General features: G+C 55.6%; 16 protein-coding genes. 6 read left to right on the top strand and 10 right to left on the bottom strand.

The window, feature by feature from the left end; all coding sequences use genetic code 11:
* Positions 1 to 198: 198 nt before the first annotated feature.
* Genes QA609_RS22090 through QA609_RS22080 form a run of 3 tightly spaced genes read right to left on the bottom strand, consistent with a single transcriptional unit; the run spans position 199 to position 2,156 of the window.
* Positions 199 to 639, bottom strand: a complete 441-nt coding sequence (locus tag QA609_RS22090) for a universal stress protein (protein WP_278304786.1) — start codon at positions 637 to 639, stop codon at positions 199 to 201.
* Positions 640 to 642: 3 nt separating this feature from the next.
* Positions 643 to 1,107 carry an iron-sulfur cluster assembly protein gene (locus tag QA609_RS22085; RefSeq protein WP_278304785.1) on the bottom strand — a complete coding sequence of 155 codons (465 nt, stop codon included), beginning with the start codon at positions 1,105 to 1,107 and terminating at the stop codon, positions 643 to 645.
* Positions 1,080 to 2,156 (bottom strand): amidohydrolase family protein, encoded by a 1,077-nt coding sequence (locus QA609_RS22080; RefSeq protein ID WP_278304784.1) that lies wholly within the window; start codon positions 2,154 to 2,156, stop codon positions 1,080 to 1,082. The genes QA609_RS22085 and QA609_RS22080 overlap by 28 nt, the downstream gene beginning before the upstream one ends.
* A gap of 137 nt (positions 2,157 to 2,293) precedes the next feature.
* Here QA609_RS22080 and QA609_RS22075 point away from each other — a divergent pair, with 137 nt between their 5' ends.
* Together QA609_RS22075 and QA609_RS22070 are read left to right on the top strand one after the other, a co-directional pair.
* Positions 2,294 to 3,754, top strand: a complete 1,461-nt coding sequence (locus QA609_RS22075; protein ID WP_278304783.1) for an aldehyde dehydrogenase family protein — start codon at positions 2,294 to 2,296, stop codon at positions 3,752 to 3,754.
* A gap of 128 nt (positions 3,755 to 3,882) precedes the next feature.
* Positions 3,883 to 4,638, top strand: coding sequence for an SDR family oxidoreductase (locus QA609_RS22070; RefSeq protein WP_278304782.1), 756 nt, complete (start codon positions 3,883 to 3,885; stop codon positions 4,636 to 4,638).
* 147 nt (positions 4,639 to 4,785) lie between these two features.
* On the opposite strand, the gene QA609_RS22065 is transcribed toward QA609_RS22070, so the two are convergent.
* The 4 genes from QA609_RS22065 to QA609_RS22050 all read right to left on the bottom strand — a co-directional run bounded on the left by QA609_RS22065 (position 4,786) and on the right by QA609_RS22050 (position 9,561).
* Positions 4,786 to 5,787, bottom strand: coding sequence for an ABC transporter permease (locus QA609_RS22065; protein WP_278304781.1), 1,002 nt, complete (start codon positions 5,785 to 5,787; stop codon positions 4,786 to 4,788).
* A 1-nt stretch (position 5,788) separates the two neighbouring features.
* On the bottom strand, positions 5,789 to 7,366 hold the full coding sequence (locus QA609_RS22060) for a sugar ABC transporter ATP-binding protein (protein WP_278304780.1): 1,578 nt from the start codon (positions 7,364 to 7,366) through the stop codon (positions 5,789 to 5,791).
* Positions 7,363 to 8,655 carry a substrate-binding domain-containing protein gene (locus QA609_RS22055; RefSeq protein ID WP_278304779.1) on the bottom strand — a complete coding sequence of 431 codons (1,293 nt, stop codon included), beginning with the start codon at positions 8,653 to 8,655 and terminating at the stop codon, positions 7,363 to 7,365. The genes QA609_RS22060 and QA609_RS22055 overlap by 4 nt, the downstream gene beginning before the upstream one ends.
* 129 nt (positions 8,656 to 8,784) lie before the next feature.
* A complete protein-coding gene (locus QA609_RS22050; protein WP_278304778.1) occupies positions 8,785 to 9,561 on the bottom strand; it encodes an SDR family NAD(P)-dependent oxidoreductase in 777 nt (258 codons plus the stop codon).
* Positions 9,562 to 9,796: 235 nt separating this feature from the next.
* Between QA609_RS22050 and QA609_RS22045 the strand changes: the two genes are divergently transcribed.
* The gene (locus QA609_RS22045; RefSeq protein ID WP_278304777.1) at positions 9,797 to 10,651 is read left to right on the top strand and encodes a 3-keto-5-aminohexanoate cleavage protein; all 855 of its coding nucleotides are present in this window, start codon (positions 9,797 to 9,799) and stop codon (positions 10,649 to 10,651) included.
* 375 nt (positions 10,652 to 11,026) lie between these two features.
* Positions 11,027 to 11,791, top strand: coding sequence for an IclR family transcriptional regulator (locus tag QA609_RS22040; RefSeq protein ID WP_278304776.1), 765 nt, complete (start codon positions 11,027 to 11,029; stop codon positions 11,789 to 11,791).
* Between the two features lie 316 nt (positions 11,792 to 12,107).
* On the opposite strand, the gene QA609_RS22035 is transcribed toward QA609_RS22040, so the two are convergent.
* Positions 12,108 to 12,785 (bottom strand): IS6 family transposase, encoded by a 678-nt coding sequence (locus QA609_RS22035; RefSeq protein WP_278304775.1) that lies wholly within the window; start codon positions 12,783 to 12,785, stop codon positions 12,108 to 12,110.
* 675 nt (positions 12,786 to 13,460) lie between these two features.
* Here QA609_RS22035 and QA609_RS22030 point away from each other — a divergent pair.
* Positions 13,461 to 14,213: an IclR family transcriptional regulator gene (locus QA609_RS22030; RefSeq protein ID WP_278304774.1), complete on the top strand. Its 753-nt coding sequence runs from the start codon at positions 13,461 to 13,463 to the stop codon at positions 14,211 to 14,213.
* A gap of 25 nt (positions 14,214 to 14,238) precedes the next feature.
* On the opposite strand, the gene QA609_RS22025 is transcribed toward QA609_RS22030, so the two are convergent.
* Together QA609_RS22025 and QA609_RS22020 are read right to left on the bottom strand one after the other, a co-directional pair.
* Positions 14,239 to 15,222: an LLM class flavin-dependent oxidoreductase gene (locus QA609_RS22025; RefSeq protein ID WP_278304773.1), complete on the bottom strand. Its 984-nt coding sequence runs from the start codon at positions 15,220 to 15,222 to the stop codon at positions 14,239 to 14,241.
* Between the two features lie 122 nt (positions 15,223 to 15,344).
* A complete protein-coding gene (locus QA609_RS22020; RefSeq protein WP_278304772.1) occupies positions 15,345 to 16,133 on the bottom strand; it encodes an enoyl-CoA hydratase-related protein in 789 nt (262 codons plus the stop codon).
* Between the two features lie 121 nt (positions 16,134 to 16,254).
* Between QA609_RS22020 and QA609_RS22015 the strand changes: the two genes are divergently transcribed.
* Entirely contained in the window at positions 16,255 to 17,379 is a 1,125-nt protein-coding gene (locus tag QA609_RS22015) for an acyl-CoA dehydrogenase family protein (RefSeq protein WP_278304787.1), read from the top strand.
* The last annotated feature ends 1 nt before the right edge of the window (position 17,380 follow it).

The following is a 17,380-nucleotide window of genomic DNA, read 5'->3' as shown; positions in this document are numbered from 1 at the left end:
GGGAAGATTATTCGACGGGCCGTTGAGGCGACCTACACTGGCGAGGATCTCGGTGATATGAGCAGCATCGAGAATCCTGAGACGCTCGATAACATCGAGAACGCCAGATAACTGCGGTTCCGGGGTTCCTTTCGAAAAGTAGCGAGCCGAGAAATGACGAATATTTTATGACATTGGGCAGTGGGCGAACCAGCGGTGTCAGCTCTCTGGATTCGGAACAGTGACGACCGGGCACTCGACTGACAGCAGAACGTCCTGAGCGGTTGACCCAAAAAGGGCCTTTCCGGTCGGACTCCGCTTCCGGTACCCCATTACGACGATGTCGACGTCGTGGTCGGTCATGTAGTCGAGAATTTCGCTCGAGGGGGTCCCGTTTTCGATAACAGTGTTGATGTTGCCATCATGGTCGGCGGCGATGTCGGCGGCCTTGTCGAGTAGTTCCTCGGCGGCCTCTCGTTCCTCGGCGTACCACCCTTCTTCTCGACCACGACCACCGCGTGCGAGACTGGTTTTCTTCTCGGTATACTCTATGACGGTCAGTATCGTGATGTCGGTGCCTGGATAGTGCGTGACCGCATGTTCGACGGCGGTCATTGCTTGCGGCGAGTCGTCAAGCGGCACGAGTATCTGGAGCGTCATGGCTCAGTCCGAGCGCTCCGCGTAGGGTGTAATGTCCGCGGCCTCGACACGCTCTTGGAAGCGCTCGCGACGTTCTTTCTGCTGCTGTTCGGACATACGTTCCGCTGTCCAGACTTTCCCGCTGGTCACTTGGTGAACCTCGGCTATCTCGATCCCCTCGATAGACTCAACGCGTTCTTTGATTTCGTCGGTGATATCGATGACGTACATGCACCGCTGGGAGGTTAGCAGGATATCGATCCTCGCCTCGCCAGTCTGCTCGTCAATCGTGATGTCGTCGATGATACCGAGGTCGACGAGATCGATCGGGTTGTCGGTGATACAGCTGCAGGGGTCAAGGACTTCCTGAAGCTGTGTCTTGACAGCCATCTTGAGGTCGCTGTCGAACTCGGTGTCGGGCGTGATGTGATCTTGTTCAGCGTTTTCGATTATACGCATGGTTATGCGGGGGTGTCGTAGGTCGACCATGGTTCAGCCGGGAAATCGCCGGTCTCTTTACGCTCCTGGCGCTTCTGTTCCCACTTGTCGCCCTCAATGTCCTTTCTGACCTTCTCAGGGTCTTTCCCTAAGAGCCGGAAAGCGTTTTTCCCGAGAATCTTCTCTTTGATTTCGTCGGTGACTTGGGGATAGTCGTTTCCGGCGCGCATGTCCTCGGGGATCTCGAAGTCCCAAAAGTCCTCGATGGCTGCCTGCGGGTGCAGCGCCGTCGCGCCGCCGGAGAAGACGATGCGGTCCGGCCCGGCCCAGTAGAGCATCTCACCAAGTGAGCGGGCGAACTTCCGCGGCCGCGAGCAGGCCATGTGGATCGTGTTTTCGAGGTTCGCGTAGACGTTTTCGTGGCTCGCCATCGCGAAGACGGTTTCTTCGAGGAACGAGAAGCCGGCGTGGATGACCTCGAAATTGAGTTCGGGGAATGCGTTCGCGGCGTCCTCGACGTCACCCATCCGGAAGTACCGGACCGGCGCCGTCGCGAACGGGATGAACTTGTGAATCCCGACGGAAGTTACGTCGAGGTCAGCGGCCTTCTCCAAGACGGGACGGACCGCATCTTCGTTGAGCTGTAGCGAGAGGTCCTGGCCGTTCTGGTAGCGGGCGGGGTAGAGCTTGATGCCTTCGACGTTTTTTTCTTTGACATAGTACTCGACTTGCTCGACAGCGTCGTCGTCGAGTGGATTGATGTCGACGTACATCGAGACGCGGTTTGGGTTGCGGTCGCGAAGCTCAAACCCCTTCTCTCGGGAGACCAGCCCGTCGTGGAAGTAATCGTCGAGTGGCAGCGAGTGATAGTTCGTGTAATCAACCTGACTCTCCAGGAATAGCAGTCGTTCGAGTTCCTCGACCGAGTGGTCACGGTGGAACACCTCTTTTGGATGGACGTACTTCTCGGGCTGGAGTTGCTCGCCAAGTTCGAAAGTCTCGTCGTTCCAACGTTGTGCGTGTGGGTGTTTCAGGTTCTCCTCTGCATGGTTGAAACAGTGTGAGACTGAATCAACGACTAGGGCGCCATTCTCTAACATAGCATAGAGTACTTATGAGAACATCATAATAAAACTTCGGATAAGATGCTTGGCGTTTTCTACCGAGACGCGTTTCATTTCGTATCCACGTTGACGCACAAGCTATTTACACGAGTGGAGAGTCAATTCAGGTGTCAATGTCAAAGAAAGCGCTCGCTGCGGTCAGTGACCAGTATGATCTGTGGATTGGCGGAGACGAGCGGCCAGCCGGAAGCGACGACCAGCTGGCAGTTGTCAACCCTGCGACTGAAGAGCCACTCGCCGACGTCGCGATGGGAACGGCCGACGACGCTGACGCGGCAGTCGAGAACGCCCGCGACGCGTTCGAGTCGTGGCACCGCCGACCTCCGAAAAAACGGACGCAGATTCTCACAGACATCGCGGCCGCCATCCGCGAGAAGAACAACCAGCTAGCTCGTATTGAGACGCTAGAGAATGGCAAGCCACTCGGCGAGGCCGAGGACCAAGTCGAGCGCTGTGCCCGTCACTTCGAGTACTACGCCGGCATCGCCGACAAGATCCAGGGCGAGTCGATTCCGCTCTCCGAGGAGTACGTCGACTACACCGTCCGCGAACCCCTGGGTGTCACCGCTCATATCGTCCCCTGGAACGTCCCGATCTATCTCTTTGCACGGAGCGTTGCCCCCGCACTCGCCGCCGGGAACGCAGCTGTCGTCAAACCCGCCGAAGAGACGCCGCTGGGCGCGCTCGAACTCGCCAGACTCGCATCCGAGGCCGGCCTCCCCGATGGACTCCTCAATGTCGTTCCTGGCTACGGCAACGAGGCCGGAGCCGCAATCACCGGCCATCCAGACGTGAACAGCATCACCTTCACCGGCTCTGGTCCGACCGGGACAGCGGTCGCGAAGAGCGCCGTTGAGAACGTTACCGAAACGCACCTCGAACTTGGTGGAAAGAGCCCGAACGTCGTCTTCCCGGATGCTGACTGGGAGGGCGCCCTCAACGGAACGATGACGGCAATCTTCACCAACGCCGGGCAGGTCTGCTCGGCGGGATCGCGCCTGCTCGTTCACGAGGACATCCACGAAGAGTTCGTCGACGACCTCGTTGAGCGTGCGGAGTCACTTGACGTCGGTTCCGGTCTCAAGGACGTGGACATGGGCCCGCTCGTCTCCGAGGCTCACTTGGAGAAAGTCCTGAGCTATGTCGATATCGGCCGTGAAGAGGTTGGCGAGCCGGTGACTGGCGGCAATGCGCTGGACCGCGACGGATATTTCGTTGAACCGACAGTCTTCGACGACGTGCCCATGGACACACGCATTGCTCAGGAGGAGATCTTCGGGCCGGTGCTGACGGTCACGCCCTTCGCTGACGAGGGCGAGGCCATAGAGTTGGCCAACGCGACAGACTACGGTCTCGTCGCGGGCGTCTACACCGAGAACGTCGGTCGCGCCCACCGTTTCGCCCGAGAGGTCGATGCCGGCCAGATTTACATCAACGAGTACTTCGCCAGCGGCAATGAGACTCCTTTCGGCGGCTTCAAACGAAGCGGAATCGGCCGTGAAAATGGGATTCAAGCGATCGAGAACTACACGCAACTAAAAAATGTGTGCCTCAACATCGCACCGACGGAGTAACTGGACCAGTAGGACACTTTCTGAGAACTATGACGCTACTGCGCCCCCGAAAGGAGCCACTCAAATGCTAACTTATTATTACATGGAGAGCATCAATACACACGTCGCACTCGAGAGCTTCGACGATCATGACTGGAAGATTAGAGCAAACGACGGCACTGATAACCGGCGCATCATCAGGGAACGGACGGGCGATAGCACAACGATTCGCTGAAGAGGGAGCGAACGTCACCGTTGCCGATGTCCGAACAGATCCTCGGCTCGGTGGCGAGCCAACCCACGAACTCATCACAGCAAGCGGTGGTAGCGCACAGTACATCGAGACGGACGTTACATCAATCAAGGATATCCGGAACGCAATCACCGAGACGGTCGAAATGTATGGATCGCTAGATGTGATGGTTAATAACGCAGGCGTCGAACGACAGATGCCAATCACTGACGCAAGCGAAGAGGACTTCGAGTGGCTGATGGACATCAATCTCAAGGGTGCCTACTTCGGCTGTCAGGCTGCAATCGAGGAGATGCAGGAGCAAGCCACTGGTGGTACCATCATTAATATGTCCTCCATCGCTGGTATTTGCGGACTCGAGAACTCATCGTTGTACTGTACCTCGAAGGGAGGCGTGACGAACTTAACCCGCGAACTTGCGATCGAACAGGGACCGCACGGGATCCGTGTTAACGCGTTGAATCCGGGGATCATTGAAACGGCGATGACAAAAAAAGACGGTGATACCGCAGCCGATCTTACGGAGAATACACCGCTTGGTCGTCCGGGACAGCCCGATGAGGTCGCAGATGCTGCTCTGTTTCTTGCAAGTGATGAGGCCTCCTTCATCACAGGACAGAATCTCATCGTTGACGGTGGCTTTACCGCCTAATCAAAACAGTTCTTTCTACCCGATACTGTCGCAGAGTAACTAACAGCGTCTATGCTTTCCTTCTCGGGTGGATCTGTGTCTCACTGCTTGAGGAGGAAACGTTGTTTATAACGGGGTCGAATAGGGTTGAGTGGACCGGCCGACGTCTTATTTGACGACGTCGATTTTCCGCCGATCGATCGATAGTGCAACGGCGACGACGACTACGACACCGAGGATGATTTCTTGGACGAAAGGATCGACTGCGGTCAGGTTCATCCCATTTTGCAGTACTGCGATGACGAGCACGCCGAGGATCGTTCGGTGAGGACCACCGACGCCACCGGTTAGTGCCGTGCCCCCCATAACTATCGCTGCGATACTCGGGAGTAAAAGATCCGTCCCTGCGTCGGGTGATGCCGACGACAGTCGAGCAGCGAGTAAGAACCCGCCGATCGCACAGAGAAGTCCGGAGAGAACGAACGGATAGATCTTATACCGGTCGACTTTCGCACCCGAAAGTTCAACGACGCGTTCATTCTCCCCGAGTGCGTAGCAGTACCGGCCAAACTTCGTTCGGAACGCGATGAACACCGTGCCCAGATAGATCACCACCGACCAGAAAACGAGGTTTGGTAGGCCCGGGATGAGCTCCCCAGTTGCGATGCTCCGAATCGCATCATTTCTAAAGTTGATGCTCGACCCACCGGTCATGATCAAAGCGATCCCCGTCATTACGGACATCGTTCCAAGCGTCACCAGGAACGATGGCACTTTGAATTTAGCGAATACGTAGCCGTTCGCAAACCCGGCAAGCATTCCTCCAGCTAGAACTAGCGGAATCGCAAGAAAGCCGAACTGTGCGACGAGGATCACGGTGAGGACACCCATCAGATTGACCAGTGCAGCCACCGAGAGATCGATACTTTGCTGTAGGATTGGGAACGTTCCCGCTAGTGCAACCAAAAGTAACAGTGAGCTGTTTACTGCCACGTTATTGATGAGATTCCCGTACGTGAGGAAGTTCTCGCTCAGGGCGGTGAACAACGCCACCAGCCCGAAAAGCATCACAAACGGTCCGAGATCGATTATCCAATCCTGACGCGTTCGCTGTTCTCGCTGTTCTTGCCACCAGTTCTGGACGTTTTCCGTTGTGCTGTTTGTGCTCATGTTAGACCATCAACTCGATTAGTTTTTCTTCGGTTGGCTTTGCATCAGGTGAAGCGTCGATCGGCTCGCCGGCGAATGATCCATCCTCCATAACTGCAATTCGGTTGGATAATCCGATTACTTCGGGTAGCTCGTCGCCGATAAGCACGATTGAGATCCCGTTGTCGGTTAGCTCTCGGCAGAGACGATACACTTCTTCTTTTGCGCCGACGTCGATTCCACGAGTAACGTTGTCCATGACGAGGATCGGTGTTTCATGTGCTAACCATCGGGCGATAACGACCTTCTGCTGGTTCCCACCGCTCAGGCCGTGTACGAGCGCATTTGGACCCGGTGTCTTGATGTTGAGGTCTTCGATCATCTCTTCGGTCACAGACGATTCCGCATCCGTGTCGAGAAATGGGAGTCGGCCATGCATAGTACGCACCATTGCGAGTGACGTGTTCTTCAATACGGACTGGTACAGTAGTAACCCCTCTGATTTGCGGTCTTTTGGGATGTATCCAACCCCAGTGTCGACCATTTCAGTCGGCGACTTCGGTTTCACGTTGGTCCCATTGACAGTAAGGGTCCCATCGGTCGCTGGAGTCGCTCCTGCAAGAACTCGACCAAGTCTTTCCTTTCCGGACCCCTCAACACCAACGATTCCGAATATCTCACCGCGCTGGACCGAAAACGATATTGGTCCGAGTTCCTCTTCAGCTTGGATGTCGTTCACCTCAAGAACCGAGTCGCCGAGAGTAGATTCGTGGCGTTGCTCGGGAACACGATAGTACTCCGTAGAAGTCTCTCGACCGACCATGCTTCGTTGTAACTTGTCCGTCGTTGCATCCGTCGTTACGTATTCATCAACCATTTCACCATCTTTCAGCACGTAAATACGGTCCGTAATTTCGAGTACCTCATCCAGCTCGTGAGAGACGAACACGAACGTTGCTTCCTCTCGAAGGTCGTTGACCAAGTTGAACAAAAGTTCACGACCGTCTTCTTCGAGCCCCGCGGTCGGCTCATCGAGAAGGATAATCGGGTTCTCGGCCTTGCTCGACACGTGGAACGCTTTCGCAATCTCGAGCATCTGCCGTTCGTTGAACGAGTAATTCTTTACGAACTTGTCTACATCGATGTGAATCCCGAGATCATCGACAAACGCCTGGGCTCTTTTGCTCATCTCGCCCTTTTTCAAGATCCCTATCGACTCGCGTTCTCGCCCCAAGAACAGGTTCTCGTATCCTCTGAAATAAGTGATAACGTCCTGTTCTTGATGTACCAGCGAGACGCCGTACGATGCCGCTTCCTGGGGCCCGTTGAACTCGACAGCCGTCCCGTCTCTGTAGATCTTTCCGGCGTCGGATTGTAACACCCCTGTGAGGATATTAAGAAGTGTACTCTTTCCGGCGCCGTTTTCGCCGACGAGTCCGACTACTTCACCTCGATTGAGCTCAAGAGAGACGTCGGTTAATGCATCCACGTGTCGAAACGACTTCGAGACGCCCTCGACACGCAAGCTTGCTTCACCAGTCGGCTTCGAATCATTTCTTGTTAAGTCCGTCTTTTTGGTATCTACGCTGTATTCACTCATGGTTGTTCTTGAAGCGGATCCGTGTTGAAGTGCTCATCGTACGTCGATTGCACAGTAGCCAGTTCGTCAGTATCATCGTAGACTTCCGGAAGCGAGTACCCATCTGGAATGTCATCATCGTCCCAGTCGAGTACTCCTTGAAGATCATCTCGCCCCATCGGACTCATCTCGATCTGGGGATCCCACTCATCTTCGCCAACTTCTGCTTTCGACATTTGCTTCCAGTCGTACGGTGTTTCTCCGTCAAAGATCGCATCTTCGTACTGGTCAACTTCAATGATAGGAAGCTCGATCTCATCACCTATCCGGTCGCGCCACTCGTCCGGGTCAGCGACGACGAGCGGGGCGTTGAACGTCATCATCCGTTCTGCATCGCTGAGTTCGTAGCCTTCGATGAAATCATGCGCTTTCGCAATTGACCATCCTGCTTGCCATGGACCCATACCAGAGATGCTACCAGCCATCCGCCCGTCTCGAATACGTTCGAGTGCGGGTTCGGTTGCATCGATACCGACAACTGGCACGTCGTAACCGCTTTCTTCGAGTCGCTGCAAACCGCCGATCGCGACGTCGTCGTTTTGTCCGAAAAAACCCTCAATATCGTCGCCGTGCGTCGAGATCAGGTCAGACATTGCATCCCTGGCGTCTGTTCGGATGAAGTTTCCCTGCAGGACCGGCTCAAGTCGCTCAATATCGGGATACTCTTCGAGAGCAGCCTCGAGTCCGATATTTCGGCCAGTGTTCGGGGCCGTCCCACGGTTTCCCTCGATGTGCACGAACGATCCTTCACCGCCCATTTCCTCGAATAGTACCTTTGCAGAGGCGTAAGCGTGATTAACGAAATGAGGTGTGAAGAACTGGACGTACTGGGATCCAGCATCTAACGGTGTATACCAGTCAGCGATCGTAACTGCGAGTATCGTCGGGACCTCCCCAACAACCGCAGTCTCGGCGAGTGAGAGTGCCGCTGCATTAGTATAGGTTTGCCCGACAATCATTTCGACCATACTCGCAACCGCAGTATCGAACTGCGATTGTTGCTGGTCAACATCGCCTCCATTGGTCTGAAGATTTGTGTCGTATCCGAACGTCTCACACGCCTCCTCGTATCCTCTCTGCCATGATAACCAGTACGAGTTCTCGAGATTGGCGACTGAGCCGACTGCTTCTCGGCTCTCACCCCGACTCGAAACGCAGCCTGCAAGCGCCCCCAAGCCGACTGCAGCGCTACTGCTGGCTGTAGTTTTGATAAACCGGCGCCTAGTCTGCCCGATGTTATGCTTCACCATGCTTCTCTACCAGCCAGTCTATTGTACTGGTACAAGTAACTTGGGGTATTATCCATGATGTTTTCCCAGTGATGGTAGTTTTCATCGACTGAACGATCTCGTCACGGAAGCAGCGCTGCAGCGTACAGCTCAGTACATAACCTTTCCAGCAGAGACATTCAAATCTTGGCCAGTGATCCGGTCGGCGTCACTCGAACACAGGAACGCCGCTACCTTAGCGATATCTTCTCGTTCGACCAGCTCTCCACGAGCGCTCTCCGATTCTGCTGCTTGCCTAACGTCCTCAAATGTCTGGCCAGTTGACTCGGCTTTTTTTTCGAAAACACGCTTGATACGCGGCCCATCAACCGATCCAGGACAGATCGCATTAACGTTGATATCGTGCTCCCCAACTTCCGCTGCAAGCGTCCGAGTGAAACCAATAAGACCCATTTTCGTCGCTGCGTACGGTGTTCGGTGTTCAAGCGGCCGCTTGCCAGTAACAGAGGCCACATTTACAATTCGGCCGTACCCCTGCGATTTCATCGCTGGTATCGCTTCTTTGCAGGCAAGAAATGGGCCACGAAGATTGACATCGATTGTTTCATCCCAATCGGTAGCTGAGATCTCCTCACACGGTGACGTTGGACCTGCGATTCCAGCATTATTGACTAAGGCATCGATTGTCTCGAACTCTGCGAGCGCAGTTTCGATAGTCGATTGAACACTTTCGGGGTGCTTGAGATCAGTATGAAGGCCAAGTGCTCGTTGTTCTTCTGCCTCGACGAGCGATCGTGTTTCTTCCATTCCCTCTTCATCCAGATCAGCAATGACGATATCCAGGCCATGTCTCGCTAGCTCAACGGCAATTGCCTGCCCGATACCGCGGCCGCCGCCAGTAACTACTGCTGTGCGATTCGAACGCATACATCGAGAACGAAGGCTTTGGTATAAAAATTTATCCCCGAACCCGCAATTCGCCTCTTCTACAGTAGTCTTGGAATAGGTTGGATCGTTCATAGTGGCAGCTGGGTCGTTCAATCTCCAGCGTTTCTACAGCAACTCCACAGAGAACGAGCAACCACTCATATTTCATCCTCTCACGACGATAGTGACTCGGAGCACCGGAACATATAAGTAAAAGAGCCCTGATCTGGGCAGTATGCCATACAATGGCTATGAGGACTACTTCGACCGAAAGCTGATTATCAGTGTCGCAACAACTGGTGGACACCAAGGGAAAGAGGCGAATCCGAACCTTCCGCTCGAGCCAGAAGAAATCGCCCGAGACGTTCGTGACTGCGAAGAGGCAGGTGCATCTATGGTGCATCTCCACGCCCGAACTGACGATGGAGAAACCACCAAAGATATCGGACGATACCAGGCTATGCGAGACGCGATCGATGACTACTGTGACGACATCATTATCAACTTCACGACGGGTGGTGGCGGTATCTACTCTCGCGAGGAACGGATTGCACCGATCCTCGAAACCGAACCGCGCCCCGACGTGGCAACTGTCGACGTCGGCCCGATGAACTTCGGACAGACGCGGACAGCCATCAATCCTCGCGAGCAGAACGAAGAATACGCTGAACGAATGCGAGAAGCTGGTGTCAAGCCGGAACTCGAGATTTTTAATCCGGGCCACATTCCTGAAGTGAACCATCTCATCGACGAAGGACTTCTCGAAGCACCGTACTGGTGTACGCTTATCCTTGGCATGCAGACTGGAACTCCGGCCCACCCCAGAAATCTCCTCAATCTTGTCGATAATCTTCCTGAACCCGCTGAATGGCAAGCCCTTGCAGTCGGTCGACATCAGCTACCGTTGACAACAATGGCGATCACCCTCGGCGGCCACGTCCGAGTTGGGATGGAAGACAACGTCTACTACCGAAAAGGAGAGTTGGCTGAGAGTAACGCACAATTCGTCCGACGGGCGGCTCGAATCGCGAACGAATTAGAACGACCGATTGCATCGCCTGCTGAGGCGCGTGAAATGCTCGGGCTGTAACTACGTCTTCCTGCTGGAACAACTCCGTTGTTCCGAGAGCCGACAAGCCTGATTCGGGAGAGCCAAATAATATATATGGACACTGTAGCAGTCAATAGTGAAGCTACTCTCACCTACTGCATGTGGCTTGATCGCTGCTTCCTAACGGTATACGATAAAATACGATTGATGGCCTGTACAGACCTCTATCAGCAGGATCTGGTAGTCAACTTGGAAATGGCTTGGTTCAGAACAAAGCCCGATCCAGTGGTATAATCTCCGAGTCAAAAATACAGACTTTGGGGAGGTAATTAGATGTGGAATTAGTGATAATACGGTCGATAAACCCCCTTCACCCATGCCGAATTATATATACCTCGATTACGTTGGTGGAGTATGAAAGAGACAGACGGCCGGGTACTACAAACAACAGCAACCTCTCTCGACGTCATAGAGATGCTTCGTGAACTGGACGGAGGACGAGTTACTGAGTTGGCTGCAGAACTTGACCTAGCGCCCAGTACAGTTCACTCACACCTGACAACCCTGCTAACGCGAGGCTACGTTACTAAGACCGGAGATGAGTATCGTCTCAGCCTCCGGTTCCTTGACCACGGAAACTACGTCCGCACTAGAAAAAGGGCGTACCGAGTTGCTGAGTCGTATACTGATCAACTCGCTCAAGAAACGGACTGTCGGGCAGTGTTTACCGTAGAAGAAAATGGAAAAGGAGTCTATGTCCACACCTCGTCGGGGAAACATGCTGTCTGGACATATTCGACGGTTGGAAAGCAGTTCTATCTCCATCAGACAGCCTCTGGAAAAGCAATTCTCTCGGAATTTCCGAAGGATAAGATAGAAGAAATAATTGGTCAACGGGGTCTTCCATCGACGACAGAAAATACGATCACCGATCAGAACGTGCTTTTCGATCAGTTGGAATCCATTCGCGAGAGCGGAATTGCCTTCAATTACGAAGAGCAACTGGAGGGAATCAAAGCCGTTGGTGCTCCAGTGACCGGACCGGATGACCGTGTCTTGGGGGCTTTCAGCGTTGCCAGCCCGGCTAATCGGCTTACCGAGGATCAGTTCGAGAAGGACATTCCGAAAATTCTGCTTGGCGTTGCTAACGAGTTCGAACTCGAGATCTCGATGTCATAATCTAAGCGTGGAATTACAGCTGTATACTTGTAATTCAGATTTTCACTTTGCTCAGTACCCTGCACAGCCATAGCAACCGTTAGAATTTCACTCATAAGTGGTAATGACTTCAAAGTGGATTTCTTGACGAGAATTCTGTCGAGAAGCTACAAAATGCTCTTGAGACCCGAAGCAACACTTTCGATCTGGGACTATCAACCTCGAGTTGCTTCAGCGACCGATCGTGATCGCCGCGAACGGTGCATCCTCTAATTTGTATGAGTATGGCTGCAATTCATACTGCACGAGTACGACCCATACATCTATAAGGCACTGTCTAGTTTAGCACCTCCGCTGGCGTTTGTCCGTTGAGTGCTTGGTGCGGTCGTTGTGTGTTATAATAGTGTACGAACTCTTCAAGCCGTTCCCTGACGCTCGCCCGACTGCCCACCCACGAGTTATGGAAGCGGTCAACTCGCATCTTGAAGGCGTGAAACCACTTTTCGATCAGGTTTCGATCAACGTAGTCGAGCTGACCGCTCAACCCTAATCGAGAGAGGGCAGTCAGATAGCCGTAGCCATCGACGAGAAACACAGTCTCGGAGAGATCGTGTTTCTCGGTTAATCGATGCAGAAACGCAGCGGCTGGATCGGTGCCTCGTCGTCCGAACACTGCGACATCGAGAATGAGTCTAGAGTCTACATCTATTGCAGCGTACACCCAAGACCAGTCACCGTTAATCCTGACAGCGGTTTCATCAATGGCGACCCGCGAGGGCTTCGCCGTCGGCGGGTCTGAAACGCTGTCAGCCAGCCGATGTACCCAGTTCCAGATTGCTTGATGAGATCGCTTGACGCCGATCAAGCGAAGAATCGATTGTGTCTCTCGGAGAGAACACCCGGTCGCGTGGAGGCGGACGGCGAACACCCTGACGGGCGTCGCCGTCCGCTCGCGCTCCCAAGCTTCATCAAATTCCGCCGCGTAGCACTCGCTGAGCAGGTCTGCGAGCGTCATAGCCAAACTAGCTCTATGACCTGCTCGTTTCTCAAACCGCGCTAACTAGACGGTGCCGCGCCAGCCGAAGAGGCGCAGAACTATACAGTGCCACAGTGAGCAATTACCTCTAACGCTTACTATAGTCCGCATTATTGTCTTTACACAAGTACCATTGTAACCACGTTCAATACACAGAAGATTGGTGATTCCATAAATTCTATCCGACAATTACGAAAGCAGAATTTTTCGAGACCAGTAGCTTCGGGACCTGATGGCTCAATATGCGGTTTTGTTCGCCTAAGAGCATTCGGATAAGATTCCGCGCCAGCCGAAAGTAGGCTCTATGAGCTTCTAACCATTGTTTCGGCCGACCAAGAAGTAAGTAATTACTCGATCCGTCGATTCGAGTCAGCAAACGCTACACGAGCCCTGAAATATAACGACGTTAGGTAGCATTGTTTCCACACTCGATTCGGCCATCTCGAATTCTCTGTTGTATATAGATCTTCGTTGCCCTTACATAACTAACTCGAAATTCCAGTGTAGGTCGAACTGAAAGTGAAACCACGGTCTTCTGCTTACCAAAAGAACCGAAACCGGTGTCGACCAATACTGAGAACACATAAGATGGTACCCGAAGGACCTTCCGAGCCTGCCGAAAACTTTCTATGGTAATCGATTATTGGTATGTCCATGACAGAACGGTCAAATCAATCAGTCCGGCGGGCCTTCATACTCGTTGATGAGCTTGCAGAGAACGGTCCGCGGGGGGTCTCGGATCTGGCGAACCAACTCGACATGCCGGTAAGCACCGTTCACGACTACCTTCAGGCACTTATCGCAACGGGCTACGTCACGAAGACTGATTCGGAATACAAGACGACAACGCGGTTTTTGGAGGTCGGACATCAACAGCGCCATCGGCTGGAGGTGTTCAAGGCGGCCCGAGAGGAACTCAAGACCGTGGCCGAGGAGACAGGCGAGCACGCGACGCTGATGATAGAGGAGGACGACCAGGCAGTGATTGTTGCCGTACAGGAGGGTCCGGAGGCAATCAATCTGTTCGCGTATCCGGGGGCTCGGATGCCGCTGCACGCAACGGCTCCGGGAAAAGCAATGCTCGCGCACATGGCAAGAGAGCAGGTCACGGAGATCATCGATCGCTACGGACTGGTCGAAGTGACGCCTCGAACCGTCACCGAACCGGACGTGCTGTTCAACCAGCTCGAGGAGGTCCACAGCAAGGGGTACGCGATTGACGTCGGGGAACGCATCGCGGGGATGGTCTGCATCGCGGCGCCTATCCTGGACAAAGAGGACAAGGTCCGAGGAGCGATCTGTGTCTGCGGCCCAGAGAGCCGACTTGATGAGGACCGACGGGCTGAGATCGCCGACGTCACACAGCGAGCGGCGAACGTGACGCAGGTGAATCTAGACTACGTCTGAGATCCGAGCTACCGTTTTTTGACCGTTACTCGTCCGCGACCGGTGCAAGCGCACCCATTGTACTCTCGGCCAGATCATCGGCCGCCTGTTCGGGAATCGTCAACAGCGGCTGGTCGACTGGGGTCTCGGAGACGAGGTCACGAAGTCGCTGGCGCGCGGCCTCCGGCGTTCCCGCGACGCCGAGTTCGTGGACCATCTCGTCGGTGACGAGTTCGGTGGCTTCACTGCGGTCACCGTTTCGCCAAGCATCGGCGACGCGCTCGGCACGGTTGGGGAACACCGTCCCGATCGCGTCCCGGTAGCTGTCCGCGCTACCGGCATAGTAGGCGATGTGGCCGCGCACAGCGTCGTAAGCCTCGGTCTCGTCTTCGCTCACCGCCGCCGGGACGTACGGGGCGATTGTGATCTCGTCAGGATTGCGGTCCGCCTCGCGCGCCGTTTCTTCGACGGTCTCGAACGCGTTCTCGAGACCGGAGAACGGGATGTTGTGAGGCATCCACCCGTCGCAGAGGCGACCGACGACGCGACGGTTCGCTGGTCCGAGTGCCGCGTGATAGATCGGAACGTCTCGGTCGACTGGTGGCACACCGTTGACTGAGATCAGTTCACCGTCGTAGTCGACGGGTTCGTCGCCCGCCAGTATCGCCTGAATCACCTCGATGGTCTCGTGAGCACGGCGGACAGGGCGTTCGAACGCCATCCCGTGGACGTTCTCGACGGCGGTCGGCGTGCTCGTGCCGACGCCCATGGACGCGCGGCCATCGGAGACTTGATCGAGCGTCGCCGCTGTCATCGCTAAGACGGCGGGCGTCCTCGAAAAGACGTTCACGATCGCAGTCCCGATCTCGACCTCGTCGGTCCGGGCGGCGATCTCTGAGAGCTTGACCACGGAACTCGTTCCCCAGAGTTCCCCCATCCAGACCGAGTCGTACCCCTGTGCTTCTGCTTCGATCGCGAGATCGGTCGGATCGTGCTCGCCGGTACGCGGAATTACTAGGCCGAGATGCATACGCCCCACTTTGCGATTCGCTGTGATAAATCATTCTGCGGAAACAGTTCGACCGACGGGACGAGCGAATCGATGATTCGATCCGACCGCTCCCGACGACGTGCAGCGTTCGTAGCCGCTCGCTATCGACCCACGAACTCGGGATCGCCGTCACCGAAGAACGCCTCGAGACCGCGCTCATAGTCTTCTGTCCGCGTCGCCGCCGCGATAGCATCTACCTCGGCGGCCAGCTGCGACTCGAGGCTCCGCTCGTAGCTATCGGTGAGCAACCGCGTTGCCGACCCGAGCGCGCGCGTTGGTCCGGCGGCGAGTTCGGCGGCGACTGCGTCCAGTCGGCCGCCGAACTCGCCCGCGGGAGCAACCTCGGCCGCGAGACCGAGTTCGACGGCTTCCTCGGCGGGGATCGGCTTATCTCGGAGGACGATCTCCTTTGCGGTCCGGAGGCCGACAAGTCGCGGCAGGAAGAACGTCGCACCACCGTCTCCGGTCAGCCCGATTCCTGAGTAAGCGTACTTCAGTGTCGCGTCCTCACCGAGTACGACCAGATCAGGCATGAGGGCCAGACTGAATCCGATTCCGGCGGCGACGCCGATGATGCCGCCGATGACCGGCGTTTCCGTCCGGTGGAACTGAACGATCGCTTCGTGGGCACGGCCCGCCAGCTCCCGCAGCAGGGGCGCGTCCGATTCGTTACCCGAGAACTGCGAGAGGTCGGCCCCGGTGCCGAAGAAATCCCCCGTATGCGTCAGAACGATGCATCGCACGTCCCGGTCATCTCCCAGTGTCGTCGCGACCGACACCAGTTCGTCGGCCATTTCGAGGGTGAGCGCGTTCCGTCCGGCAGTGCTGTCGAGCGTGACCGTCGCGATGCCGTCGTCGCGATCGACGGACAGGTTGTCGTAATCGTGCACGGCGACCGATTCGCGCCGATGTAAATTAACTATTACCGGTCAGTCTCGTCGAGTGATAGTTCGGAGGCGAGAGCTGCCACACTTTAGTAACGGCCTCGCGAATGACCCTCGCATGGGACTCATAGAGCTCACTGGTGAACAGGAACTCATCAGGAACACGGTCCGAGAGTTCGTCGAGAACGAGGTCGGAACGGACGTCCACGAGGCCGACAAGAGCCAAGAATTTCCGGAGGACATCTGGGACGGACTCGCAGACCTCGATCTCACTGGGATGACAACACCAGAGGAGTATGGCGGCCTCGACGTCGATACGCCGACGTATAGCCTCGTCAACGAGGAACTCGCGTACGGTCACCTCGCCGTCGCGACGGCGTTATCCGTTCACTGTCTCGCAACGTCGTGTATCAGCCAGTTTGGATCCGAGGAACGCAAGGAGGAGTGGCTCCCGGACATGGTCTCGGGTCGGCCCGTCGGTGCGTTCGCGCTGTCGGAACCCGATGCCGGCTCGAACCCGGCTGAGATGACAACCGAGGCGCGTCCCGAGGGCGACGAGTTCGTCATCAACGGCAAGAAACAGTGGATCACGAATGGCGAGCGAGCAGGCGTCGTTATCTTGTTCGCCAAGACCGACCGGGACGACCCCGACAGCGTCACCCAGTTCCTCGTCCCCAAGAACGTCGATGGCCTTGAGGTCGGCAAGAAGGAGGACAAACTCGGGTTGCGAGCTAGCGACACGACGACGCTGATCTTCGACGATGTCCGGATTCCGGCCGAGAACCGCCTGACTGAAGTCGGCGAGGGACTCAAGTCCGCCTTCTCGATCCTGACCGGCGGCCGGATCGCGATCGCAAGTCAGGCCGTCGGCGTTGCACAGGCGGCCCTCGACGACTCGATCACCTACGCGAACGACCGCGAGCAGTTCGGACAGCCCATCATCGAACATCAGGCCATCGGTCACAAGCTTGCCGATATGCAGACGGACGTACAGGCAGCCCGGTTACTCACTCGAGACGCAGCGAGAAAGAACGACAACGGCGTCGATCCGAAGGCAGCAGCCATGGCGAAGTACTTTGCGAGCGAGACGGCGGTCGACGTAGCGAACGAAGCGGTCCAGATTCACGGCGGCTACGGCTATACGAAGGATTTCGACGTCGAACGCTACTATCGCGACGCCAAGATTACGACGATCTACGAGGGGACCTCCGAGATCCAGCAGAAGATCATCGCTCGACATCTCAAGCGGTGAA

The organism is Natronococcus sp. A-GB7 (assembly GCF_029688865.1).
In the GTDB taxonomy this organism is placed as follows: Archaea; Halobacteriota; Halobacteria; order Halobacteriales; family Natrialbaceae; genus Natronococcus.
The sequence above is the reverse complement of the archived record's forward strand: the minus strand, read 5'-3'. Positions and strand labels throughout refer to the sequence as shown.

What these genes read in the sequence shown, in the direction of transcription:
- QA609_RS22075 (WP_278304783.1), top strand. Translation starts at nt 2,294, where the DNA reads ATGTCAAAGAAAGCGCTCGCTGCGGTCAGTGACCAGTATGATCTGTGG.
- QA609_RS22050 (WP_278304778.1), bottom strand. Translation starts at nt 9,561, where the DNA reads ATGCGTTCGAATCGCACAGCAGTAGTTACTGGCGGCGGCCGCGGTATC.
- QA609_RS22065 (WP_278304781.1), bottom strand. Translation starts at nt 5,787, where the DNA reads ATGAGCACAAACAGCACAACGGAAAACGTCCAGAACTGGTGGCAAGAA.
- QA609_RS22025 (WP_278304773.1), bottom strand. Translation starts at nt 15,222, where the DNA reads ATGCATCTCGGCCTAGTAATTCCGCGTACCGGCGAGCACGATCCGACC.
- QA609_RS22035 (WP_278304775.1), bottom strand. Translation starts at nt 12,785, where the DNA reads ATGACGCTCGCAGACCTGCTCAGCGAGTGCTACGCGGCGGAATTTGAT.
- QA609_RS22080 (WP_278304784.1), bottom strand. Translation starts at nt 2,156, where the DNA reads ATGTTAGAGAATGGCGCCCTAGTCGTTGATTCAGTCTCACACTGTTTC.
- QA609_RS22070 (WP_278304782.1), top strand. Translation starts at nt 3,883, where the DNA reads ATGACTGGAAGATTAGAGCAAACGACGGCACTGATAACCGGCGCATCA.
- QA609_RS22055 (WP_278304779.1), bottom strand. Translation starts at nt 8,655, where the DNA reads ATGGTGAAGCATAACATCGGGCAGACTAGGCGCCGGTTTATCAAAACT.
- QA609_RS22090 (WP_278304786.1), bottom strand. Translation starts at nt 639, where the DNA reads ATGACGCTCCAGATACTCGTGCCGCTTGACGACTCGCCGCAAGCAATG.
- QA609_RS22040 (WP_278304776.1), top strand. Translation starts at nt 11,027, where the DNA reads ATGAAAGAGACAGACGGCCGGGTACTACAAACAACAGCAACCTCTCTC.
- QA609_RS22060 (WP_278304780.1), bottom strand. Translation starts at nt 7,366, where the DNA reads ATGAGTGAATACAGCGTAGATACCAAAAAGACGGACTTAACAAGAAAT.
- QA609_RS22085 (WP_278304785.1), bottom strand. Translation starts at nt 1,107, where the DNA reads ATGGTCGACCTACGACACCCCCGCATAACCATGCGTATAATCGAAAAC.
- QA609_RS22030 (WP_278304774.1), top strand. Translation starts at nt 13,461, where the DNA reads ATGACAGAACGGTCAAATCAATCAGTCCGGCGGGCCTTCATACTCGTT.
- QA609_RS22045 (WP_278304777.1), top strand. Translation starts at nt 9,797, where the DNA reads ATGCCATACAATGGCTATGAGGACTACTTCGACCGAAAGCTGATTATC.